Annotated in this window: 20 protein-coding genes and 1 pseudogene; 13 read left to right on the top strand and 8 right to left on the bottom strand. The window is 71.3% G+C overall.

The window, feature by feature from the left end:
* Positions 1-21 precede the first annotated feature (21 nt).
* The 3 genes from ACLJOU_RS13230 to ACLJOU_RS13220 all read left to right on the top strand — a co-directional run bounded on the left by ACLJOU_RS13230 (position 22) and on the right by ACLJOU_RS13220 (position 2,451).
* Positions 22-744 (top strand): hypothetical protein, encoded by a 723-nt coding sequence (locus ACLJOU_RS13230; RefSeq protein WP_410567029.1) that lies wholly within the window; start codon positions 22-24, stop codon positions 742-744.
* Positions 745-910: 166 nt separating this feature from the next.
* Complete coding sequence (locus tag ACLJOU_RS13225) at positions 911-1,954, top strand: fatty acid desaturase family protein (RefSeq protein ID WP_410567027.1); 1,044 nt, start codon at positions 911-913, stop codon at positions 1,952-1,954.
* Positions 1,955-2,253: 299 nt separating this feature from the next.
* A complete protein-coding gene (locus ACLJOU_RS13220; RefSeq protein ID WP_410567026.1) occupies positions 2,254-2,451 on the top strand; it encodes a hypothetical protein in 198 nt (65 codons plus the stop codon).
* Positions 2,452-2,482: 31 nt separating this feature from the next.
* On the opposite strand, the pseudogene ACLJOU_RS13215 reads toward ACLJOU_RS13220, so the two are convergent.
* Together ACLJOU_RS13215 and ACLJOU_RS13210 are read right to left on the bottom strand one after the other, a co-directional pair.
* A pseudogene (locus ACLJOU_RS13215) lies at positions 2,483-2,675 on the bottom strand (IS481 family transposase); the annotation flags it as partial.
* Between the two features lie 114 nt (positions 2,676-2,789).
* Positions 2,790-3,128 (bottom strand): MerR family transcriptional regulator, encoded by a 339-nt coding sequence (locus tag ACLJOU_RS13210; protein WP_410567024.1) that lies wholly within the window; start codon positions 3,126-3,128, stop codon positions 2,790-2,792.
* Positions 3,129-3,837: 709 nt separating this feature from the next.
* Between ACLJOU_RS13210 and yidD the strand changes: the two genes are divergently transcribed.
* Complete coding sequence (yidD, locus tag ACLJOU_RS13205) at positions 3,838-4,305, top strand: membrane protein insertion efficiency factor YidD (protein WP_410567022.1); 468 nt, start codon at positions 3,838-3,840, stop codon at positions 4,303-4,305.
* Positions 4,306-4,386: 81 nt separating this feature from the next.
* On the opposite strand, the gene ACLJOU_RS13200 is transcribed toward yidD, so the two are convergent.
* From ACLJOU_RS13200 to ACLJOU_RS13185, 4 genes are all read right to left on the bottom strand, one after another.
* Complete coding sequence (locus ACLJOU_RS13200; RefSeq protein WP_410567020.1) at positions 4,387-6,192, bottom strand: glycoside hydrolase family 15 protein; 1,806 nt, start codon at positions 6,190-6,192, stop codon at positions 4,387-4,389.
* A complete protein-coding gene (locus tag ACLJOU_RS13195; protein ID WP_410567018.1) occupies positions 6,189-7,328 on the bottom strand; it encodes a glucose-6-phosphate dehydrogenase in 1,140 nt (379 codons plus the stop codon). The genes ACLJOU_RS13200 and ACLJOU_RS13195 overlap by 4 nt, the downstream gene beginning before the upstream one ends.
* Before the next feature lie 48 nt (positions 7,329-7,376).
* A complete protein-coding gene (locus ACLJOU_RS13190; RefSeq protein ID WP_410567016.1) occupies positions 7,377-7,886 on the bottom strand; it encodes a hypothetical protein in 510 nt (169 codons plus the stop codon).
* Positions 7,887-8,154: 268 nt separating this feature from the next.
* A complete protein-coding gene (locus ACLJOU_RS13185; RefSeq protein ID WP_410567014.1) occupies positions 8,155-10,068 on the bottom strand; it encodes a BTAD domain-containing putative transcriptional regulator in 1,914 nt (637 codons plus the stop codon).
* 111 nt (positions 10,069-10,179) lie between these two features.
* Here ACLJOU_RS13185 and ACLJOU_RS13180 point away from each other — a divergent pair, with 111 nt between their 5' ends.
* Positions 10,180-11,076 carry an alpha/beta fold hydrolase gene (locus ACLJOU_RS13180; protein WP_410567012.1) on the top strand — a complete coding sequence of 299 codons (897 nt, stop codon included), beginning with the start codon at positions 10,180-10,182 and terminating at the stop codon, positions 11,074-11,076.
* Positions 11,077-11,453: 377 nt separating this feature from the next.
* On the top strand, positions 11,454-13,262 hold the full coding sequence (locus ACLJOU_RS13175; RefSeq protein WP_410567010.1) for an AMP-dependent synthetase/ligase: 1,809 nt from the start codon (positions 11,454-11,456) through the stop codon (positions 13,260-13,262).
* A gap of 25 nt (positions 13,263-13,287) precedes the next feature.
* Here ACLJOU_RS13175 and ACLJOU_RS13170 read toward each other — a convergent pair whose 3' ends face one another.
* The gene (locus ACLJOU_RS13170; RefSeq protein WP_410567008.1) at positions 13,288-14,313 is read right to left on the bottom strand and encodes an AraC family transcriptional regulator; all 1,026 of its coding nucleotides are present in this window, start codon (positions 14,311-14,313) and stop codon (positions 13,288-13,290) included.
* Between the two features lie 156 nt (positions 14,314-14,469).
* Here ACLJOU_RS13170 and ACLJOU_RS13165 point away from each other — a divergent pair, with 156 nt between their 5' ends.
* The 6 genes from ACLJOU_RS13165 to ACLJOU_RS13140 all read left to right on the top strand — a co-directional run bounded on the left by ACLJOU_RS13165 (position 14,470) and on the right by ACLJOU_RS13140 (position 21,397).
* Positions 14,470-15,306 carry a MaoC/PaaZ C-terminal domain-containing protein gene (locus ACLJOU_RS13165; protein ID WP_410567006.1) on the top strand — a complete coding sequence of 279 codons (837 nt, stop codon included), beginning with the start codon at positions 14,470-14,472 and terminating at the stop codon, positions 15,304-15,306.
* 26 nt (positions 15,307-15,332) lie between these two features.
* Positions 15,333-16,535 (top strand): lipid-transfer protein, encoded by a 1,203-nt coding sequence (locus ACLJOU_RS13160; RefSeq protein ID WP_410567005.1) that lies wholly within the window; start codon positions 15,333-15,335, stop codon positions 16,533-16,535.
* Between the two features lie 81 nt (positions 16,536-16,616).
* Positions 16,617-18,218, top strand: coding sequence for a nitrilase-related carbon-nitrogen hydrolase (locus ACLJOU_RS13155; protein ID WP_410567003.1), 1,602 nt, complete (start codon positions 16,617-16,619; stop codon positions 18,216-18,218).
* 17 nt (positions 18,219-18,235) lie between these two features.
* On the top strand, positions 18,236-19,066 hold the full coding sequence (locus tag ACLJOU_RS13150; protein WP_410567002.1) for an SDR family NAD(P)-dependent oxidoreductase: 831 nt from the start codon (positions 18,236-18,238) through the stop codon (positions 19,064-19,066).
* Positions 19,067-19,079: 13 nt separating this feature from the next.
* Positions 19,080-20,228: an acyl-CoA dehydrogenase family protein gene (locus tag ACLJOU_RS13145; protein WP_410567000.1), complete on the top strand. Its 1,149-nt coding sequence runs from the start codon at positions 19,080-19,082 to the stop codon at positions 20,226-20,228.
* Positions 20,225-21,397 (top strand): CaiB/BaiF CoA transferase family protein, encoded by a 1,173-nt coding sequence (locus ACLJOU_RS13140; protein ID WP_410566998.1) that lies wholly within the window; start codon positions 20,225-20,227, stop codon positions 21,395-21,397. The genes ACLJOU_RS13145 and ACLJOU_RS13140 overlap by 4 nt, the downstream gene beginning before the upstream one ends.
* A gap of 42 nt (positions 21,398-21,439) precedes the next feature.
* Here the strand turns inward: ACLJOU_RS13140 and ACLJOU_RS13135 are convergent, their stop codons facing one another.
* Positions 21,440-22,372: an alpha/beta hydrolase family protein gene (locus ACLJOU_RS13135; protein ID WP_410566997.1), complete on the bottom strand. Its 933-nt coding sequence runs from the start codon at positions 22,370-22,372 to the stop codon at positions 21,440-21,442.
* A gap of 49 nt (positions 22,373-22,421) precedes the next feature.
* Here ACLJOU_RS13135 and ACLJOU_RS13130 point away from each other — a divergent pair, with 49 nt between their 5' ends.
* Entirely contained in the window at positions 22,422-22,820 is a 399-nt protein-coding gene (locus ACLJOU_RS13130) for a winged helix-turn-helix transcriptional regulator (RefSeq protein WP_410566995.1), read from the top strand.
* Positions 22,821-22,858: the final 38 nt, after the last annotated feature.

Below are 22,858 nucleotides of genomic sequence, written 5' to 3'. Positions count from 1 at the left end.
TGCAGCCCGCTGAGGAGCAAGATGCGCGCGTTTTCCAGACCCGTCAGGACCAAGCCGTCCTCCCTGGCACCCACCGCGAGGCGGCTCTCGCGGGCCGCCGGAATCAGCGGTGCGCTCGCCGGGGCACTGTTCATCGCGGTCCAGATCGGCCACCCGGCCATGGACGTCCCGGCGGTCACCACCACCGACTGGGCCGTGCGCAGTACGGCAAAGGCGCTGATGGCGGCGCTGGCGCTGGCCGGCATCACCGGGATGTACCTGCGTCAGGTGCGGCAGACGGGCATCCTCGGCTTCCTCGGTTACGCGTTGTTCGCCGTCGGCTATCTGCTCATGCTGAGCATCGAGGTCGTCGCCGCCGCCGTGCTGCCCGCACTGGCGCACACCGCGCCCGGCTACGTCACGGACGTCCTCGCCGTCGCCTTCGGCGGCACCGCGACCCATGGCATCGGCGCCCTGCAGACCGTCATCGCGGTCAGCTCCGTCGGCTACCTCGCGGGCGGGTGCCTGTTCGGCATCGCGCTGTTCCGGGCGCGCGTCCTCGCCAGGTGGGCCTCGGCGCTCCTCGCCGCCGGCACCGTCGCCACGGTCGCGCTCGCGGTGCTCCCGGAGTCGTTCAACCGGCCGCTGGCCGTTCCGACCGGAGTGGCCCTGATCGGCTTGGGCATCTCGCTGTGGCGGGCCCAACCGGCCACGGTCAGCGACGACCCGGCCCCTCCCCGGGCCGAATACGCCACCGCGCGGTGACGACTCGGCAGGCGGCTGCCGTGGAGTGCCTCTCCTCTTCTCGGGGGCCCCGTCGTTCTCGGGAGCTCGAAGTCGTTTAGCGTGGGCAACTGGCGGGCATCACCGTCGAGCAGTGATGCGTGGTCGCCCCGATTCCCGGCGAACGCAGAATCGGGGAAGGACTTCCATGGTTGCGTCTTCGGTGAACGCCGACGCCCGCGCGGCGTCGCGCAACGACTTCGGCGATCTGATGCGCCTCGTGCGGAGCGAGGGCTTGCTCGACCGTCGTTATCGCTACTACGCGATGAAAATCAGTCTGACGTTGCTCGCGTTCGTCGGCGGGTGCGTGGTGTTCGCGGTGCTGGGTGATTCGTGGTGGCAGCTGGCGACGGCGGTCTTCTTCGCGGTGCTGTTCGCGCAGATCGCGTTCCTCGGCCACGACGCCGGGCACAACCAGATCTTCCGCACCGGGCGGGCGAACGACCGGGCCGGCTACGCGTTCGGCGCCGTGGTCGGCATGAGCTACGGCTGGTGGATGGGCAAGCACAGCCGGCACCACGCCAATCCCAACCACGAAGGCGACGACCCCGACATCGACATCCCGCTGCTGGCCTTCACCCGGGGCCAGTCGGCCGGGAAGCGCGGGTTCGTGCGCTGGACGTCGAAGCACCAGGCGGCGCTCTTCTTCCCGCTGCTGTTCCTGGAAGGGCTGAGCCTGCACGGCGCGGGTGTCCGTGCCGTGTGGCGCGGCGGCATCAAGGCCCGGTGGCTGGAAGCGGCGTTGCTGGCTGCGCACTTCGGGATCTACCTCGGCGCGGTGTTCGTGGTGCTGTCCCCGCCGGTGGCGGTCGCGTTCATCGCCGTGCACCAGGGGTTGTGGGGTGTGTACATGGGGTGCTCGTTCGCGCCGGGGCACAAGGGCATGCCCACCTTCACCGACCGGAAGAAGCTCGACTTCCTGCGCAAGCAGGTGCTGACCAGCCGCAACATCCGGGGCGGCCGGTGGGTCGACTTCGCCCTCGGCGGCCTCAACTACCAGATCGAGCACCACCTGTTCCCCAGCATGCCGCGGCCCAGTCTGCGTCGTGCGCAACCGGTGGTGCGGCAGTTCTGCGCCGACCGGGGGATCGACTACGCCCAATGCGGACTGCTGAAGACGTACTACTACGTCCTGCAGCACCTGCACGAGGTCAGCGCACCCCTCCGCGAGAAGGATGCCTCGCCGCGCTAGCCCCGCGCGGGGCCGCGTGGCCGCTCCGGCGCCGTCGTCGTGTACTGTCGGTGGTGACCGGGAGCATCGCGCGTAGCGGCCCCGGACCCGCCGCCGAACTCCCCACGTTGCTCGCGGCTCTGTCCGCTCGGCCGGGACGCATCGACCGGGTCACCTGCCACCTCGGCGATCGGCCGGATCCTCCTTGGCGCATCCGCCGCCCCGCTGCCTCCGAGCCCGAGCCCGAGCCGGCACACATTCTTGAACCACGCCGCCGACCGGCGGCACCCACGAGAGGAACTTCGATCACTACTTCCACAATGGACAATGCGCTGTTCAGTCACACCGACACCGAGCACACCGGGCCCGGAGCGCGGCCCGTGCCCCAGGAACACCGGTACGGGAGTCTCTTCCTCCAGCCGGTGTACACCGCGGCGTTGCGCGCCGATGGCGGGACAGAAGCCGACCCGGAACGGCCCCGCTGGGCGCACGACCCGTCCGGACGCGCCCACCGGTGACACCGAGCCCTGTCCCGAGGGGCTGGGTGTTCTGTCCTGTCGGGTTGGGGACGCGGGTGGCGGGTGGTTCGCCGCCGAGTGCGGTGGTGCCGGTAGGGGGGCCACCGCGGTAACGCAGCTCGACCCTCGGCCTGGATGAGATAGGACCGTTCGTCGAGCAGGGTTCGGGTGAACCGCTCGACCTTGCGGTTGGCTTGCGCCGGTAGGAACGGGTGCGGTCCGCGGTCGGCTGGACCGATCGGCCATGCCTGCTTCGCCCAGATCGCGGTAGCGGCCGGCCCACCGCTGCGTGACCCGGCGACGAGGTTCGGCACGCGGCGTGACGGCCGCGTGCCGAGTCAGTCGACGGTGTTGAGGCGCTGGGCCTGGTTGAGGCGCTGGGCTTCGTGGAGCTGGTCTTCGAGGGTGACGATGCGGCAGGCGGCGTCGACGGCGGTGCCCTGGTCGACCAGTTCCCGCACCCGGGCGGCCAGGCGCAGCTGGTGCCGGGAGTAGCGGCGGTGCCCGCCGGCGGAACGTTGCGGCGTGATCAGGCCGGCCTCGTCGAGGCTGCGCAGGAATCCTTGGGTGGTGCCGAGCATGTCGGCGGCGCGGCCCATCGTGTAGCCGGGGTAGTGCTCGTCGTCGAACTTGCCGGCCGCGCCGGGCGTGGCCGGTCCTTGTTGATCAGGAATCATTCCACCTCCGCGTCAAAGGACCCCGGGTGCCAGACACGGCACCCGGGGTCCTCAAGGGTTGGGTTTACATCATCGTCAACCGGCGCGACCGCCGGCGTCCTGCACCCGCGTCCGGCCGAAAGCCGGGTTCCGCGGGGATCGCTCATTCGTGACCGAGCACCACCTCCGAACTCGATGGGACTGCGGCACCCGCGCGGCGCTACCGAGCCGCTGCGGGCGATCCAATGATGGTTCCCTTCCCTTCTTTCCTGGGTTTTCCACTTACCGGTTACTGCAACTGCCACTTCAACTACAGGTACTGCACTTGCTACTGCACTTCTTGCCGCGAACGTCACCGACGGGAACCCTTCCACTGATCGGTCCCAGCACGCTGACGCCGCTGGTCACTGCCCGGAGCCCCGTTCACTGATCGGCCCCGGCCACCTGACCGGTCCTGCAACTACCGAACAACCACAAACTGCTGATCAACGCGGGCGCACCGGCTCCACCTCGCGTCTTTTGTCACCTCGCGGGTAGTTACGTCCTCTCCCGCGCCTGCTTGACGTTGTCTCTCTCAGTACGACCAGAACACTACACACACCCGACGCCGCATGTCTACTTCAGCCGGCACAGATTTTCTCCGGCGTGTCGCTCCTGGCCGGGTCGGGGAAGTGCGCCGGCCGGTGACTGAAAACGAGGTTCGATCGGGGGAAAGTGGCTATCCCCAGCCATGGGATTCTTCAGACGCCGCCGACCCTATGACCGGTCCGGCCGCTGGTACGACGACCGGCGGGCGTGGGGCCCGCCGCCCTACCGCCGGCGGCCGGTGGGGAACTCCTGCGTGCGCGACGCCTGCCTGCTCGACGTGGGCTGCTGCATCGGCGAGACCTGTGACGACAACTGCCTGTGGGTGATGGTCCTGTCGCTGCCGCACCTGCTCGTGGCGTCGGGGCCGATCCTGCGTCGCGGCCCCGAGCGCAAGGGCGTGGCCGACCTGCTGGTCGCGGCCGTCCGGGTGTACCAGCGCGAGGTCAGCGCCCGCCGCCCGCCGTGCTGCCGCTTCTCGCCCAGCTGCTCGGCCTACGCCGTCGAGGCGCTGACCCGCCACGGCGCCGCCCGCGGCGGCCGGCTCACCATCCGGCGGCTGGCCCGCTGCCGTCCCGGCGGCTCCCGCGGCTACGACCCGGTGCCCCTCTGACCGACCCGCAACGGGCCCGTTTCTTTCCCGGCAGCCGGGAAGGAAACGGGCCGGGCCGCGGCCGGCGTCGCGGCCACGGTCTCAGCCGCCGAGCGCGCGGTCCAGGTTGATCGCCGAGCTGATCAGCGACAGGTGGGTGAAGGCCTGGGGGAAGTTGCCCAGCTGGTCGCCGGTCAGGCCGATCTGCTCGGCGTAGAGGCCGACGTGGTTGGCGTAGGTGAACACCTTCTCCAGCGCCAGCCGCGCCTCCTCGACGCGGCCGGTGCGGGCCAGCGCCTCCACGTACCAGAACGAGCAGATCGAGAACGTCCCTTCGCCGCCGTCGACGCCGTCCGGGGCCTGCCCGGGGTCGTAGCGGAACACCAGGCTGTCGACCACGAGCGTCCGCTCGACCGCCCGCAGCGTCGAGGTGAACCGCGGGTCGGTCGGGACGCAGAACTTCACCAGCGGCATCAGCAGCAGTGACGCGTCCGGGACGAATTCGTCGTACTGGCGCGAAAAGCTGTCGTCGGACTCGCTCCAGCCGCGCGTCTGGATCTGTTCGTGGATCTTGTCGCGGACGCTCGTCCAGCGCGTGAGGTCGGCCGGCAGGCCGCGGCGGCGGGCCACGCGCACCATGCGCTCGATCGCCACCCAGCACATCAGCCGGGAGAACGTGTGGTTCTGCCGGCCCGAGCGCGTCTCCCAGATGCCCTGGTCCGGCTGGTCCCAGTGGTCGAGCAGCCAGTCCAGCACCCGGGTGAGGCCGTGCCAGGCCTCGTAGGAGATGCCCGCGCCGTACTTGTCGAACAGGTAGATCGAGTCGATCAGCTCGCCGTAGATGTCCAGCTGGAGCTGCGCGCCCGCCGCGTTCCCGATCCGGACCGGCGCCGAGCCGCGGTAGCCTTCCCAGTGGTCGAGCACTTCCTCTTCGCGCGCGGGCTCGCCGTCGATCGTGTACATCACCCGCAGCGGGCCGAGGTCGTCGTCGCCCGTGCCGTCGAAGCGGCGGGTGAGCCAGCCGAAGAAGCCCTCGGCTTCGGAGGTGAAACCCAGGCGCAGCAACGCGTACAGCGAGAACGCGGCGTCGCGGATCCAGACGTGCCGGTAGTCCCAGTTGCGTTCGCCGCCGACCTGCTCCGGCAGCCCGCACGTCGGCGCGGCGATGATCGCGCCGGACGGCTCGTGCGTCAGCAGCTTCAGCAGCAGCGCCGACCGGTGCACCATTTCCCGCCAGCGACCGGTGTAGGTGGACTGCCCGAGCCAGGACCGCCAGAACGCCACGGTCGCGCGGAAGAGGTCCTCGAGCTCGTCCTCGAGCGGGCCGGCCGGCGCTTCGCCGTCCAGCACCTCGAGCACGAACAGCGCGCTTTCGCCGGGGCCGAGCTCGAACTCGCCGGTGACCCCGCCGTCGTGCTCCTTCAGCGGCACCGAGGTGCGCAGCCCGAGCCGCAGACCGGCGCCTTCGAAGAGCGCGCCGTCCTCGGTCGTTTCGAGCCGGTGGCTCGCGCGCGCGTAGTCGAACCGCGGCCGGACGTCGGTGGTGAGCCGGATGCGGCCGCGGACGTTGACGACCCGGCGCACCAGCCGCTGCCGGTGCCCGGAGTCGCGCGGCCGCAGGATCGGCATGAAGTCCTGGACCTCGACGATGCCGTCCTCGGTCAGGAACCGGGTGACGAGGATGTTGGAGTCGGGGATGTAGAACTGGTGCCGGTTGATCACCTCGCACACCGGGTGCAGCGCCCAGTGGCCGCCGTCGCCGGCGTCGAGCAGGGCGCCGAACACGCTGGGGGAGTCGAACCGCGGCGCGCAGAACCAGCCGATCCGGCCGTCGGTGCCGACGACGGCGGCCGTGCGCAGGTCGCCGATCAGTCCGTGCTCGGCGATCGGCGGGTACGGCTCGCTCATCCGGCCGGCTCCCGGTCGAGCAGGCGGTCCGCGGCCGCCGGGCCCCACGAGCCCCGCGCGTAGCGCTGGGTTTCCGGCGGCGTCTCGAGCAGCGGAGCGGACACCTCCCACAGCCGTTCGACCTCGTCCGCGCCGGTGAACCACGTCCGGTCGCCGTGCATGGCCTCCAGCAGCAGGCGCGCGTACGGCTCTCCTTCGTCGTCGTCGGTGAGGTCGACGTGCAGCGAACCCGCGGAGACTTCCATGCGGGTCTCCGCCATGGCCTTGCCGGTGCGCAGCCGGAACGGCACGCCGCGCCAGCGGTCGTTGTCCACGAACGCTTCCAGCGCGACGAACGTCTCGCTGTCCGAGCCGGGATCGACGTCCTCTTCCTCGCGGTAGCCCTCGTACTGGCCGAACACCGCCCGTCCGGGGTCGAACGGCCGCAGCGCGCGGAAGACGTCCAGCTTCGTTTCGCCCGGCCCCGCCGCGAGCACGCCCAGGACCTGGCACAGGTGCGTCGGCACCATGTCCCGGAAGGTCCCCGTCGACTCCATGAACGAGCCGCGGCCCTCGATGCCGATCTCCTCGGGCACGTCGATGCGCACCTCGGCGGCGTCCGGGACGGCGTCGGCCAGCTGCCGGACCGCGGTCTTGCCCAGGAAGTGGTCGATCCGGAAGACGCGGTCTTCGGGGAACACCCCGCGCACGGTCGCGTTCAGCTCCTTCGCCGACGCGAGGTCGTGCCCGAACGGCTTCTCCAGGATCAGCCGGGCGTCCTCGGCGAGGCCGGAGTCGCCGAGCATCCGCACCATCGGGTCCATCGCGGCGGGCGGGACCGAAAGGTAGAGGAGGGTCCGGCTGCCGTCACCGAGTCCGGCGCGCGCTTCCCGGACGGCGGCCGCGAGCCCGGTGCCGTCGTCACTGTCGGAGACGACGAACGAAACCCGGTCCTCGAACCCGCGGACCGCGTCGCCGAGGGTCTCGCGGAACTCGTCGTCGCTGCCGGGGGAGTGCCGCCCGGTGCCGATCACGCGGAAGCCGTCCGGGAGGGAGCCGTCCCGGTGCAGCCGGCCGAGGCCGGGGAACAGCATGCGCCGGGCCAGGTCGCCGGTGGCGCCGAAGATGACCAGGACGTGCGGCGGAACGACGGACATGGCGCACTTCCTTCGCGGTAGCGGTCGGACAGCCGGTCAGCCGCCGGTTCAGTCGCCGGAGCCGTGGTGGTCCAGGCGGGAGACGGTGCAGCCGGCCAGCCGGTCGCTCGCGTCCCGCGCGTGGGCTGCGCAGAGTCTCGCGGTCACGCCGTCCTGGTCGGTCACGACCGCGGTGACCGGCTCCGCGCACGGTGTGTGGAGCCGGTCGTAGTCCCACGCGCCGGCGCAGCCGGGATCGGTGCACCAGGCGCGTCCTCCGCTCGAGTGCAGCGTGACGCCGTGGTCGGGGCAGACGCCCCACGGGACGTCGCACAGAGCGGGGTCGCGGGCCACCCGGACCCGGGCCAGGTCTTCGGCCGTCCGGGAGACCTCGTCGGTGTAGTCGCTCAGGTCGTGGGTCGCCTTCGCGATGGGCCGGGCGAGGCGCTGCAGGTGGCTGTCGGGCGCGGTCTGCAGGCGGGCGGCCACTTCGGCGGTCCGCGCCGCGAGCGCTTCGGCGTCGGCGGCCAGCGCACGCAGCTCGGCCGGCAGGGGCTCGGGCGTGGTCGGCTCAGGCATGCTGGTCCTCGATGGTCTGGGGTGATCAATGAGCGCGGACTGCGCAAGTACCCCGAACCGGGTGCCCCAAACCACGGCAGCGACTGCACCCGCTGGACGGCTTCGGCTGTGAGCGGGATGAAGCCGTTGAAGGGAAGGCGGAAATGTCCCCTTCCGGGGGAACGGCCGGCCGCAGGCGAGCCGCCGGAGCGCGGGCGCCCACCCCGCGTCGGCGCCGGCTTCGGCTTCGGTCAGGTACCGCGCAACCGAGGCGGGCGTCAGCCTTCCGCTACCCCGCGTCGGCGCAGGCCTCGGCTTCGGTCAGGTACCGCGCCACCGGGCCGAGCGTCAGCAGTCCGCTGGCCGCGCCGGCGTGTTCCGCCGCGGCGTCGCGCAAGGCTTTTCCGGCGGCCACGGCGATTTCGCGCTCGCCGAGACGTGCCGCGGCGTGGGCGGTCAGGCACCACATCGCCTCCTGCAGGTGGTCGGGCGGTGGTTCGGGGGCGGCCGCGAGGACGGCGCGGGCCGCCGTCCGCTCGCCTCGGGCGAGCAGCACGTGCGGCCGGGTCCACGGGCGGTACGGGCCCCAGTCGAGGTGCGGGTCACCGGGCGCGGCCCGGTCGTGCATCAGGCGCAGCCCGAGCAGCGCCAGCGGGAACAGGCCGCGGTGCAGCCCGGGCATGCCCGCCGTCCGGAGGGCGTCCTCGGCGGCGCGGTACTGCGCGGCGGCCGTGGCGGGGGACGGCCCGCCCGGTTCGGTGCTGCGGGTGGCGCTCGCCCGGGCGCGGAACCACGCGGTGAGGACGGCGACCAGGGGTGACTCGGCGGTGGTGGCGAGCTGTTCGGCCGCCGTGGCGTGCGCGGCCGCGGTGTCGAGGTCGCCGGCGGCCGAGGCGGACTGCAGGCGGACGAGGCGGCCCAGGACGGCGAAGGCCGGCAGCTCGTGCCGGGTCGCCAGGTCGAGGAGTTCGGCGCCGATCCGGTCTCGGACGGCCGCCAGCCCGGGGCGGGTGAAGGACTGCAGGAACACCCCGTTGAGCGCGAACGCGAGCAGCCGGGGATCGCCGAGGCGGCGGGCCAGCGCCGCGGCCTCTTCGGCGGCCTGCTGCGCGCGGATCCGTTCGGTGGCGGCGAGATCGGCGGTGCGGCTCTCGACGGCGACCGTGGCCAGGAGGCGGGTCCGCAGGTCGGCCGGGCCGTCGGGGCCGAGCGCGGTGAGCGTGCGCTCGGCGGCCGCGACGACGGCGCGGGACTGCTCGAGGTCGTCGGCCCGGCTCCAGATCGCGGGCACGTCGTAGGCGCCGATGATCCGGGCCGTCAGCACGAGGTCGCCGGTGCGTTCGGCCGCCTGGATCGCGGTGAGGCGGTCGCGTCGCGAACGGACGAGCGCGTCGCCGCCCGCGAGCGCGAGGGTGCGCGCGAGGTCCACGGTGGTACGCGGGCCGAACCGGGCACCGGTCCACGGGGCCGGCGTCCCGCTCAGGATCTCGGTTTCCAGCCGCTGGAGTTCGGCGCCGGGGTCGAGCCCGAGCTGGTCGACGAGCATCGCGCGAGCGCGGCGGAGGGTCGCCAGCGCCTCGGCCTGGCGTCCGGCGCGGTGCAGGGCCCGGGCCAGCAGCCCCCAGGCCGGCTCGCGCCACGGGTGGGCCGTGACGTGGGCGCCGAGTTCGGCGACCAGGTCGCCGCCCTCGCCCGCATCGAGGAGGACGCGGGCGCGCAGCTCCACGGCCGTCAGCCTCAGCTCCTCCAGCCGCGTCCGCTCGCGCCGGGCCCACGCGGAGTCCGGGACATCGGCGTAGGCGGGTCCTCGCCAAGCAGCCAGTGCCGCGCTGAGGTCGGCCACGGCACCGGGAGCGCGCCGGGTTCGTTCCAGGGCGTCCTCGAACCGGTGGACGTCCACGTCTTCGCGCGGCAGGCGCAGGGCGTAACCGGGGCCTTCGGTGACGATCACCCGCGGCGGGGTACGGGGCGGCCGGCCGGGTTCGACGGCGCGGCGAAGGGCCGCGACGAACGTGCGCAGCGCGCCCACGGCGCGGACCGGGGGATCGGTCCAGAGGTCGTCGACGAGGGTGTCGGTGGTGACCATCCGCCCCTCGGCCGCGACGAGCCGCGCGAGCACCTCGCGGTGACGGGGTCCGCCGAGGTCCACCGGGCTCCCGTCGTCGCGCAGTGCCCGCACGGCACCCAGCACGTCGATTCGCATGCTCCCATCATCGGCGCCGCGACCCGGGCGCGCTCCTCGCACTGATCGGTTGCTGATCGGCGTCACCCAGGCTGGGTTCGTTCCCCTCCCGACCAGAAAGACGGCCCTTCGATGATTTCTTCCGGGACATTTTCCGGGACTTTTTCCGGGTTCGACCACATCCGCGTGCCCGTGGCGGACGGCGTGGAGCTGGCGGCCGCCGTCGGCGGCAGCGGCAGCCCGGTCGTGCTGCTGCACGGCTTCCCGCAGACCCACCTGATGTGGCGGCACGTCGCCGAGCGGCTGGCCGGCGAGCACACGGTGATCTGCCCCGACCTGCGGGGTTACGGCGCCAGCGCCAAGCCGGCGGCCGCCGACCCGGGTGTGTACGCCAAGCGCACCATGGCCGGCGACGTCGTGGCGCTGGCGGCGGCGCTCGGCCACGAGCGCTTCGCCCTCGTCGGCCACGACCGGGGCGCCCTGGTCGCCTTCCGGGCGGCCCTTGACCACCCCGAAACCGTCACGCACCTGGGCATCCTGGACGTGGTGCCGACGCTGGACATGTGGAACGTCCTGCACGGCGTCGCGGCGGCGGTCGGCTACCACCTGTTCCTGATGGCGCAGCCACCGGGCTTGCCGGAGACGATGATCGCGGCCGGCGCGGATGCCTTCTTCGGCTCGTTCCTCGATGCCTGGGCCAACGACCCGGCCGCGATCCCGCCCGAGGTGCGGGCCGAGTACCTGCGGGCGAGCGCGGCCGCGGTGCCCTCGATCGTCGCGGACTACCGCGCCTCGGCGGGCATCGACGTCGAACACGACCAAGCCGACCTCGACGCCGGATCACAGCTGGCCATGCCCGTGACGGTCGTCCAGCAGGACTGGGGCGCGCAGCTGGGCTACGACGCCGCCGCGGTGTGGAAGGCGTGGGCGCCGGACCTGGACCACCGGTTGACCCGCGCCGGGCACTTCATGGCCGAGGAGGCCCCCGCCGAGATCACGGCGGCGATCCAGGACCTGCTGACCCGCTGAGCCCGGGCCCCGGCTCCGGCCTCGCTGTGCCGCGACGGCGTACCTGTTCGGGGGTCCGGCGGCTGCGGCGCCGGGGCCGGGCCGCGGTGGTGGACGGTTGCGGTGCGAAGCAGACAGGTGCCCGGACCCGGCGGCCGCTCCGCACCTGGCCACCCGCTCGGCGGCTTCGCGCCTGATCCGCTGGGCCTGGCCGGTGCGGGCGGCTTGGCGGCGCGCGTGCTCGCCGTTACACGACGGTGTGCGCGCGGCGGTCCTGCATGCAGCGCGCTGCGGTCCTAGGCGAGCCCGGTGATGCTCCGGATGATTGTCCATTCCGGACTGCCGGAACCGATTTCCGGCGGCCGGGCTGATGCAGCGAAACGAGGAGGCGCACGCTCGTGGTCGCCGGTGACGGATTGCACGCGGAGCAGACTCTGCCCGAACTCTTCCAGCGAACGGCGCGACTGTGCCGGGAGCGGATCGCCCTGCGCAGTTCCGACGGCGCTGTGGAGCTGACCTGGGGACGGTACGCCGAGCGCGTGGAGCGGATCGCCGGCGGCCTGGCCGCGCTGGGTGTCCGCCGCGGGGACGCGGTGGCGATCATGCTGACCAACCGTCCCGAGTTCCACCTCGTGGATACCGCGTCGCTGCACCTGGGTGCCGTTCCGTTCTCGGTCTACAACACGAGCCCCGTCCCGCAGATCGGGTACCTGTTCTCCGATGCCGGCAACCGGGTGGTGGTCACCGAGCGGCAATGGGTGGACACGATCAAGGCGGCCGGCGGGGCCGTGGAGCACATCATCTGCGTGGACGACGGTGTCGAAGGCACCGTTTCCTTGGCCGACCTCGAGGCATCGCGGCCCGCTGGGTTCGACTTCGACGCCACCTGGCGTGCCGCCGGCCCGGACGACCTCGCCACGATCATCTACACGTCGGGGACGACCGGGCCGCCGAAGGGCGTGGAACTGGAGCACCGCGCGATCCTGGAGTCCCTGCGCAGTGGCCTGGACCTGCCGGAGATGGCCGCCGGCGCGCAGGCGGGGCGTCTCGTTTCCTACCTTCCCGACGCCCACGTGGCGAACCGCTACTTCAGCCACTATCTGGCGATGGTGGGTGGCGCCACCATCGTCACCGTCGCCGATCCCAAGACGATCGCCGAGGTGCTCCTGGCCGTGCGGCCGACGGTCTTCCTGGGTGTTCCGGCGTTCTGGCACAAGATGCAGACGGCGCTCGGTCAGGCGGTCGCGGCGCAGCCGGGGTTGCGCCGCCGCCTCATCGAGTGGGCCTTGGCCGCGGGCCGTGTCGTCGCCCAGCGGCGGGCCGCCGGACGCCCGATCCCCGCCGGGCCGGCCCTCCGGCGCGCGCTCGCCGACCGGCTGGTGCTGCGTCGGCTGCGCGCCCGGATCGGCCTGGAAAGCCCGAACCTGACCGTCACCGGTGCGGCACCCATCGCCCCGGACATCGTCTGGTTCTTCCTCAGCCTGGGCATCGAGCTCTGCGAGGGCTGGGCGATGTCGGAGTCGGCGGCCGGGGGAGCGATCAACCGCCCGGGCGCGGTCCGGCCGGGGACGGTCGGGAGACCGATGCCCGGCATCGAGGTGCAGCTCGCCGAGGACGGTGAGCTGTTGATGCGCAGCCCGACCCTGATGCGGGGCTACCGCGGAAGCCCGGCGAAAACCGCGGAAGCACTCGGTCCGGACGGATGGCTCCACACCGGCGACGTCGGCACGGTCGACGCCGACGGGTACGTCACCATCGTCGACCGCAAGAAGGAGCTGATCATCAACGCGTCCGGGAAGAACATGTCGCCCGCCAACATCGAGAACGCCGTCTTGTCCTCCTGCTCGCTGGCCGATTCCGTCGTCGCGGTCGGCGACCGGCGCCCCTACGTGGTCGCCCTGGTCACCCTCGACGCCGACGCGGTCCGGAAGTTCGCGGCCGAGCGGCGCTTGCCGGGCGAGCACGACCTGGCCACGCTCGCCGCGACGCCCGAAGTGCACGCGGAAGTCGAGGCCGGCATTCTCGCGGCCAACGCCACTCTGTCCCGCGTCGAACAGATCAAGTACTTCCACATCCTGCCGCACAGCTGGTCCCCCGGTGGCGATGAGCTGACGCCGACGAACAAGCTGAGGCGCCACAACATCACCGAAAAGTACGCAGCCGCGATCGAGGGGATGTACCAGGCGAAGCCGCCGTCGGCCGGGTGAGCAGACCGGCCGACGTCGAGCGGGCTCACCCGGAGGGTGAAGCCGGCCCGTGAGTGTCCGCGACGCGGTACGCCCCGAGCGGCTGCCCCGTCCAACGGCGGAACGCACGGCGGAACGCGCTGGCTTCGGAGAAGCCCAGGCGCCGCGCCAGCGTGACAATCGATTCCTCGCCGCGGGCCAAGCTCGCGATGGCCGCGTCGCGGAGGATGTCTTCCTTGATCTGGCCGATCGAAGTGTGCTCGCCGTGCAACAGCCGGCGCAGGTGCTGGGTGCTCACGTTGAGCTGTGCGGCGATGGTGTCCGGGGACGGCCAATGCCCGCGAAGGCCGCGTTCCAGGACCCGGCGCACGTGGTCGGCCGTGGACGACCCGTAGTCGCGGGTGGTGAACCAGACGTTCGGCTGGTCCCGCAGGTAGTCCGCGAGTTCGTCCTCGTCCCGCACCAAGGGCAAGGACAGCAGGTGCCTGTCGAAGGCGAAGCTGAGCCGGTCGGCGTCGAAGTCCGGGTGCCGGCCGAACACGCGCTCGTAGTCCGCCGCGTACCCGGGCGCCGGCCACGGCAGCCGCAGGTCCCGCAGGCCGATCCGGCGCCCGACGAGCCAGCCCAGCATGCGGTGCACGAGCGTGGCCACGAGTTCGGCACCGAGGTGATCCGGATCGTTCAACCGGCTGATGTCGATTTCGACCTGAACGGTCCCGTCGCCGACCGATACCGCCAGCCCGGGCATTCCGGGGTGCACCTTCCCGGCCTCGGTCAGCCGCTCGAGAGCGGCCTGCAGGTCGGGCGCGTGGATCACCGAGCGCATCACGAGCTGGAACAGGCCCCGCGGCGCGGCCGGGCCGAGCCCGAAGAGTTCGTCCCCGGTCAGGATCCACAGTTCCTGAGTCAGCTCGGCCACCTGCGTCGGGGTGGTCCTCGTGGTGAGCGGCTGACCCGCCCCGTCGACCGGGATCCCGGTCCGGCGCAGCAACGAGGCGACGTCCAAGCCCCGTCGCTCGCCGATGCGCACCAAGCGCCGGACGATGTCGCCCGGCAGCGTCGAACCGCTCACGCCCGCAATATAGCTCCAGGCGGCCCGGCCGACCCACGAGCGGATCGGATGTCCTCCGGCGGGGTGACACGGTGGCCGGCCCATGCGCGCGACGGTCTCCATATGCGCTAGGCACGGTTCTCGGAACGGCGACGATCAGTCCCTAACGTACTCGGCATGTTCACCACGAACCGGGTCGGTCTTTGGAGCGACCCGACCGAGTTCCGCGTCAGTGCCGATCGGACGGTCGCCTACGCCGAAGCCACCAACGACCCGATCGCCGCGCACCTGGACGGAACCGCCGCTCCGCCGGTCTTCGCGGTCGTGCCGGGCTTTTCGGCGATGGCCCGACAGACACTGGCGCTCGTGCCCGAGGCGATCGCCGGCAGGATCCTGCACGGACAGCACGACATCCGCATCCGCAGGCCCATCGTCCCGGGCGATGTCCTGACGACCCGAGCGCAGGTGGTCGGCGTGCACGCTCGTCGTTCCGGCGTCGTCGTGACGACAGTCGTGGAGACTCGCGACGAAACGGCGGAACCGGTCAACGAACAGTACTTCACGGCGTTCTTCCGCGGCGCCGAGCACACCGGCGACGTCGGACGAACAGCACCCGGACACAGCATGCCGGAAGGTCTGCAGGACCTGGACGCCGTGTCCACGGTCGTGCAGAAGTTCGACGATGACCAGACCTTCCGGTACGCGGAGGCGTCCGGGGACACCATGCCCATCCACCTCGACGAGGACTTCGCCCGCCGGGTGGGGCTGCCCGGCATCATCGTGCACGGATTGTGCACGATGGCCTTCGCTTCCCACGCGCTGATCGGGTTGCTCGCCCCGGCGGACCCGGGCCGGCTGCGGCGGCTGGCGGTGCGGTTCAGCGCCCCCGGCCGGCCCGGTCAGCAGATCAGCACTTCCGTCTGGTCGCTCGGGGCAGCCGAGTACGCCTTCACCACCGTCAACGGGGAAGGCGATCGCCTCCTCACCGACGGCCGAGCCGAATTCGCTGCTTGACCGAGCCCGAAAGGCAGGAAACCGACATGCCACGCAAGGTGTTCGTCATCGGGGTCGGGATGACGAAGTTCGAAAAACCAGGACGGCGGGAAGGCTGGGACTACCCGGCGATGGTGGCCGAGTCCGGAACGGCAGCGCTCAACGATGCCGGGCTCGACTACTCGGCCGTCCAGGAAGTGTACGCCGGGTACGTCTACGGCGACTCCACCAGCGGACAGCGCGCCGTCTACGAGTTGGGCGCGACCGGCGTGCCGGTCGTCAACGTGAACAACAACTGTGCCACCGGATCATCGGCACTGTGGCTGGCCGCGCGGGCGGTCAAGGGCGGACTCGCCGACTGCGTGCTCGCGGTCGGGTTCGAGAAGATGTCGCCCGGCTCGCTCTCGGAGGTGTGGCCGGACCGGGAGGGGCCGCTGTCCCGGCACGTGCGCGCGCTCGCGGAGGCACGTGGACCCGGTGCGCCGATGGCTCCGTGGATGTTCGCCGCGGCCGGGCAGGAGCACATGGAGAAGTACGGCACGACCGCCGAGCAGTTCGCCAAGATCGCCGTCAAGAACCACCGGCATTCGGTCGACAACCCGTTCGCGCAGTTCCAACGCGAGTTCTCCCTCGACGAGATCCTGGCCGCGCCGACGATCGTCGGCCCGCTCACCAAGCTGCAGTGCTCGCCGACCTCGGACGGCTCGGCCGCGGCGATTCTGGCGAGTGCGGAATTCGTCGACCAGCACGGCCTCGCGTCCCAAGCGATCGAGGTGGTGGGCCAGTCGGTGGTGACGGACATGGAAGACACCTTCGACGGCACCGCGGCCGCGATCGTCGGAGCGCACATGTCCCGGACCGCGGCACAGCGGGTGTACGAACAGGCGGGCATCGGTCCCGCGGACGTGGCCGTCATCGAGCTCCACGACTGCTTCTCGACGAACGAGCTGCTGACGTACGAAGCTCTCGGGCTGTGCGCACCGGGCGAAGGTGGCGAACTCGTCGACGCCGGGCAGACCACCTACGGCGGCAGGTGGGTGGTGAACCCGTCGGGCGGCTTGATCTCGAAGGGCCACCCCCTCGGCGCGACGGGACTCGCGCAGTGCGCGGAGCTGACGTGGCAGCTCCGCGGGACGGCCGGGAAGCGGCAGGTTCCGGCCGCAGCGAACCGATCCGGTGTCGCACTGGCCCACAACATCGGGCTCGGCGGTGCAGCCGTCGTGACCGCCTACCGGCCGGCCGAGCGATGAACGCGCAACCAGGCGGCCGCCGGCCGACCCACCGCACCACCTCGAATTCCGCTTGCCCGCCGGGCCTGATTGGGAGCCGTCATGTCGACCGACACCATCGATAGTGCGCCGCCGAGCGGCGTCCGCCGCCTGCTCGATTCCGTCCGCCTGGCCGACGGTGGCCCGGCGCTCAGGCTCTCTCCGCACCGCCGGCATCTCTGGCTCGTCCTGGGACTCGTGCTCCACCTGTTCGCCGTCGGCGGCCGGTGGGACGTCGCACTGGCCGTGTGGTTCTTCCCCGTCTTCCTGCTGAGGTTCCTCCGGGTCAGCCGGCCCGTCCGCGGCCTCGCGTCGGTGTTGCTGGTCCTGATCGCCGGCGGCCTGTTCTGGGCCATGCAGCTCGCCGTTCCGCTCACTTTGCTCGTCGTCGCCGGCGTGGTGTTCCTCTCGGCCGTGGTCGTGCTGCCCTACCTCACCGATCGCCTGGTGGCACCCAGGCTGGGTCGGGTGGGCAGGCTGCTCACCTTCCCGGTCGCGCTGACCACGGTCGCGTACCTGCTCGGCAGCTTCAACCCGTTCGGCACCGCCTATGGTTTGCTGGCGGTCACCCAGCACGAGAACCTGGCTCTGCTCCAGCTGGTTTCCGTCTTCGGTCCGTACTCGATCACGTTCCTGGTCGGTCTCGTCGCCACCGCCGTCAACCACTTCTGGGAGCACGGCCCGTCGTGGCACAGCGCGAGGCCGGTCACCGTCGTCGCCGCGGTGCTGGCCACGGTCATCGCGCTCGGACAGGCGTGGCTCGCGTTCGCGCCCGCACCGAGCTCGCCCACCGTGCGCATCGCGGGCATCAACCCGAGCTCGGCTTCGTTGTCGTCAGCCGAACGGATTCTGGGTACGGCTCCCACCGATCTCGAGGCCGTGTCCAAGCTGGACGTGGCGAAGGTGCGCGCGGCCTCGGACGTGATCAACACCCAGCTCTTCGCGGACACCCGGAAGGCGGCGCGATCGGGTGCGAAGATCGTCTTCTGGTCGGAGAACTCGGCCAGGATGCGCGCCGAGGACGAACCGGCGTTCCTCGCCCAGGCGGGTGCGCTCGCTCAGCAGGAAGGCATCTACCTCAACGTCGCGGCGAACGTGTACACCCACGATGCGCCGGCCTACGGACGCGATCAGACGGTTCTGCTCGGCCGCGATGGCCGGGTGTTGTGGAACTACCAGAAGCACCACCCGATTCCCGGCCTCGAGCGGTACGTCGCCGGCACCGGGCCGGTTCCGGTGGCCGACACGCCGTACGGCCGCCTGTCCAACATCATCTGCTACGACGCCGACTTCCCCGCGGCAGCGCACGTGGCAGCGGACATCATGCTCGTCCCCGGTGGCGACTGGCCCGAAATGGGGCGCATCCACACCCAGATGGCGAGCTTGCGCGCGGTCGAAAACGGCTACGCACTGGTCCGGTCGGACCTGAACGGCTCGTCGCAGGCATTCGACCGGCAAGGGCACGTGCTGTCGCAGCAGGACACCACGACCGGGGACAACCTGCCGTGGATCACGGATGTGCCGACGAGGGGCACGGTGACGGTGTACCGGGTGATCGGTGACGTCTTCTCGTGGCTGTGCGCGGCGCTGACCGTGGTGGCGATCGGCTCGGCCATCCGGCGGCCACGGACGGCGACCACGGCTGCGCGGAAGAACCCGGCATGAAAGAGAGGACTCGACCCATGGGAAAACTGGACGGACGCACGGCACTGGTGACCGGGGCCGGTCGCGGGATCGGCCGGGAGATCGCGTTCAAGCTCGCCGCCGACGGCGCCCGCGTCGTGGTGAACGACCTGGACGACGAGCCGGCCCGTCAAGTGGCCGAGGAGGTGCAGGCCCGCGGCGGGACGGCCACCGCGTGCGCCGGCAGCGTCACCGACCCGGCGTTCGCCCGGAGGTTCGTCACCACGGCAGTCGAGACCTTCGGTGGCGTGGACATCATCGTCAACAACGCCGGTTACACCTGGGATTCGGTCATCCAGAAGATGACCGACGAGCAGTGGGAAGCCATCATCGACGTGCACCTGACCGCGCCCTTCCGCATCCTGCGCGCGGCCCAGCCCGTCATCGCGGCGGCGGTGCGCGAGGCCAAGGAAGCCGGCGAGCCGGTCGTCTGCCGCAAGGTCGTCAACGTCTCATCCCTCGCCGGTACCGGAGGCAATGCCGGGCAGGTCAACTATTCTGCCGCGAAAGCCGGAATCCTCGGGATGACCAAGACACTCGCGAAGGAATGGGGCCGGTACAACGTCACCGTCAACGCCGTGGCGTTCGGCTTCATCCGCACGCGGCTGACGGAGGCGTCAGCCGGCGGCGACAGCACGATCACCGTCGCCGGCCGGGACATCAAGGTCGGCGTGAACCCGCAACTGCTGGCGGCCGCCGAGCAGATGATCCCGCTCGGCCGCACCGGCACACCCGCGGAGGCCGCCGGGGCGGTTTCCCTGCTGTGCCTGCCGGAATCGGACTACGTGAGCGGACAGACCGTCGTCTGCGGCGGCGGCATGACTCTCTGAAAGCGGACAGACCATGCGACGCACCTTGTTCGACCCCGACCACGAAACGTACCGCAAGAGTGTGCGGACGATGCTGGAGCGGGAAGTCGTCCCGCACTACCCGGACTGGGAACGGGCCGGCATCGTCCCGCGCGAGCTGTTCGTCAAGGCCGGGTCCCTCGGCATGTTCGCCGCGGTCCCGGAGATCTTCGGTGGTGCCGGTACCACTGACTTCCGCTTCAACGTGGTGGTCCTCGAAGAGTCGGCCGCGCTCGGCGTCGCCCCCGCCATGGCGGGTCCGTCGTTGCAGGCCGACGTCGTCCTGCCCTACCTCCTGCACCTCACCACCGGGGAACAGCGCACGAGGTGGCTTCCGGGCATCGCGACCGGGCAGACGATCACGGCGGTGGCGATGACGGAGCCCGGTACCGGGTCCGACCTGTCCGGAATCCGGACCACTGCCCGCCGGGAGGGTGACCACTACGTCGTCAACGGGGCCAAGACGTTCATCACCAACGGGATCAACGCCGACCTCGTCGTGACCGCGGTGCGCACCGGAGACCATCCCCGCCGGGGACTCAGCCTGCTGGTCCTCGAACGGGGGATGGACGGCTTCACCCGTGGCCGCAAGCTGGCCAAGGTCGGCCAGCACGCGCAGGACACCGCGGAGTTGTCGCTGGTCGACGTCAGGGTCCCGGTCGCCAACCGGCTGGGCGCGGAGGGCGCCGGATTCGCCGGGCTCACCGCCAACCTGGTCCAGGAGCGGCTTTCGGTCGCGGTCGGCGCGGTGGCGCAGGCCCGCGCGGCGTTCACGGCGACGGTCGGCCACGTCCGGGACCGGCACGCGTTCGGCGCCCCGATCGGCGCACTGCAGAACACCAGGTTCCGGCTGGCCGAGATGGACACCGAGCTCGACCTGGCCCAGCACTTCCTCGACCGGTGCGTGGAAGAGCTGAATGCGGGCGAGCTCACCGCGGTCGACGCGGCCAAGGCCAAGTGGTGGAGCACCGAGCTGCAGGGACGGGTCGTCGACGCCTGCGTGCAACTGCACGGCGGATACGGGTACATGCTCGAACACCCGGTCGCCCGGGCGTATGCGGACGCCCGTGTCTCGAGGATCTACGGAGGGACCACGGAAATCATGAAAGAGATCGTCGGGCGCGCCTTGGAGCTGGCGCCGTGAGCGAGGCTGGGCCGGAGACGGACCGGCACGGCACGGCCGGCGGCCCGCTCGCCGGTGTCCGGGTCATCGAGCTGGCCGGTCTGGGCCCCTGCCCGTTCGCTGCGATGATCCTCGCCGAGATGGGCGCCGATGTCATTCGCGTCGATCGGCCGTCGCGGGGCTTCCTGGAGCTGGCGGGCCCCGGCTCCGACCTGCTGGGCCGCGGCAAACGATCGGTTCTGCTCGACCTCAAACGTCCGGAGTCCGTCCGGGCGCTGCTCGACCTCGCCGCCACCGCCGACGTGTTCCTCGAAGGGTTTCGCCCGGGAGTCGCCGAGCGGCTGGCCCTCGGTCCGGAGGACCTGTGGGCGCGCAACCCCCGGCTGGTCTACGGCAGGATGACCGGCTGGGGCCAGAGCGGGCCGGTGGCCGGCACCGCGGGTCACGACCTCACCTACATCGCGCCCACGGGTGCGCTGCACGCCATCGGCGACGCCGGCGGACCGCCCCAGATCCCGCTCAACGTCGTCGGCGACATCGGCGGCGGCGCGACGTACCTGGTGATGGGCGTGCTGGCTGCGCTGTGGGAAGCGAAGTCCTCTGGCCGCGGACAAGTCGTCGACGCGGCGATCATCGACGGGACAGCGCACATGCTGGCGATCGTCCACAGTCTCCTCGCCGAGGAGCGGTGGACCGACCAGCGTGGCGTCAACCTCATCGACGGCGGTGCGCCGTTCTACTCCGTCTACCGGACGGCGGAAGGCCGGTACATGGCCGTCGGCGCCTTGGAGCGTCCGTTCTTCGCCGCTTTCGTGCGGCTCCTCGGTGTCGAGGTGGAGCCGGCAACCCAGTACGACCGCACTCGCTGGGACGAAATGCGCACCACGATCGCCGCCGCCTTCGCCACCCGTACGCAGGAGGAATGGACCGGGATCTTCGCCGGAAGCGACGCCTGCGTGGCCCCGGTCCTCTCCCTGCGCGAAGCCGGCGGATACGCCCAGCTCGCCGACCGCCGCACCCTGGTCGAAGTGGACGGTGTCCTGCAGGCGATGCCGGCGCCCCGGTTTTCCCGGCATCCCCCGACGATGCCGGCCGGAGCGCCGGAACCCGGCCAGCACACGGAAGAAGTGCTGGCCGAGATCGGCCGTTCCGACGAGCAGATCGGGTTTCGCGTGCCCGAAGGGCGATGACGCGCGTCCGGCTCCCTGACCCTCGTCGTCGGTTTCGAAGTCCTACTTGCTCTCGATGCTGACGGCGCCGGTGCCGCGGCTGAGCTGGTCCTGCAGGTTCCGCCAGTTGCTCGCGTCGGTGCCGAGGACGTCGTGGAGGTAGGCGGAGACGGCGTCGGCGACGAGGGCGACACGAGCGGGGTCCTCGTCGGTGGTGTCTTCGGCGGCCTCGCCGGAGATCCCGCCGAAGAGGTGCTCGGCCTCGGCGATGGTGAGCAGTCGCTTCGGGGCCGGGCTGAGGTGGTAGGCGTCGGTGAACCAGTCCGGTCCGCGGGTGGACATGGCCGACTGGTCCTTTCCGCCGGCGATGACCAGTGCGGGCGTGGTCATGGTCGAGAAGTCCGGGCGCGCGAACGGCAGGTACCGGAGCGCGAAGGGCGTCAGGGTGTCGCCGGTACCGGTCGCCGCGATAAGTGCGCCGGCCTTGACGGCGGGGTGGGAGAAGTCTTCGCCGGGGTTGCCTTCGGCGTCCAGCACGCGGGCGCCCAGGAGCGCCCCGGCCGTCTGGGCTCCCCAGGAGTGCCCGGCGACAGCGACGCGGTCGCGGTCGACGCGGGTGGTCAGGCCGCCGAGCTGGTCGAGGATGTCGCCGAGACTGTCCAGGACGGCGTGGAGATCGGCGATGCGCACGCGCCAGATGGCGGCGAAGCGGGGATCGTCGAAGCCGATGCGATGGCGGCGGGAGTCCAGGTGGGTCGGCTGGACCACGACGAACCCGGCCGCCGCCCACCGGTCCACCAGCGGCTCGTAGGCGTCCATCGACCAGGCGTTGCCGTGGGAGAAGGCGATGACGGGCAAGTTGCTGCCGTCGGCGGGTGCGGTGACCTTGACCTGCAGGTCGATGCCGCGGCCGGTGGTGGGAACGGTGATCGGTTTGACGGCGATGAGCTGACGGCCGAGCGTGGGCGTGGGGCCCGTGCCGGAGGGGAGTTCCATGCCGCCGACGTTAGGGACCTGATAGGTACCGAATGGTAACCTTCGGACCGTGACCAAGACCGCAGCCAACCCGGCCGGGGGTTTGAAGGCGGGCACGGTGTTCCTGGCCGACTGCCCCGCGCGGCTGGCGATCGAGATCATCGCCAGCAAGTGGTCGGTGCTCATCTTGTTCGCGCTCACCGACGGCCCCAAACGACACCGCGAACTCGTCGCGTTGTCCGGGGGGATTTCGCGGAAGGTGCTGACTCAGACGCTTCGCCGCTTGCAGGGCAACGGGTTGATCGATCGACGCGTGTACGCCGAAGCGCCTCCGCGGGTGGAATACAGCTTGACGGCGCTCGGTGAGACGCTCCAGGAGCCGATCGTGATGCTGACCGAGTGGGCGCGAGCCAACGGCGAAGCCGTTGTGGACTTTCGCGAGTCGGCCGCCGCCGGATCGACCGGCTGAGGATCGCTGGGCCCGGCACCGGCGCCCCGCCACGCACC

The organism is Amycolatopsis sp. cmx-4-61 (assembly GCF_046548775.1).
GTDB lineage: Bacteria > Actinomycetota > Actinomycetes > Mycobacteriales > Pseudonocardiaceae > Amycolatopsis.
The sequence above is the reverse complement of the archived record's forward strand: the minus strand, read 5'-3'. Positions and strand labels throughout refer to the sequence as shown.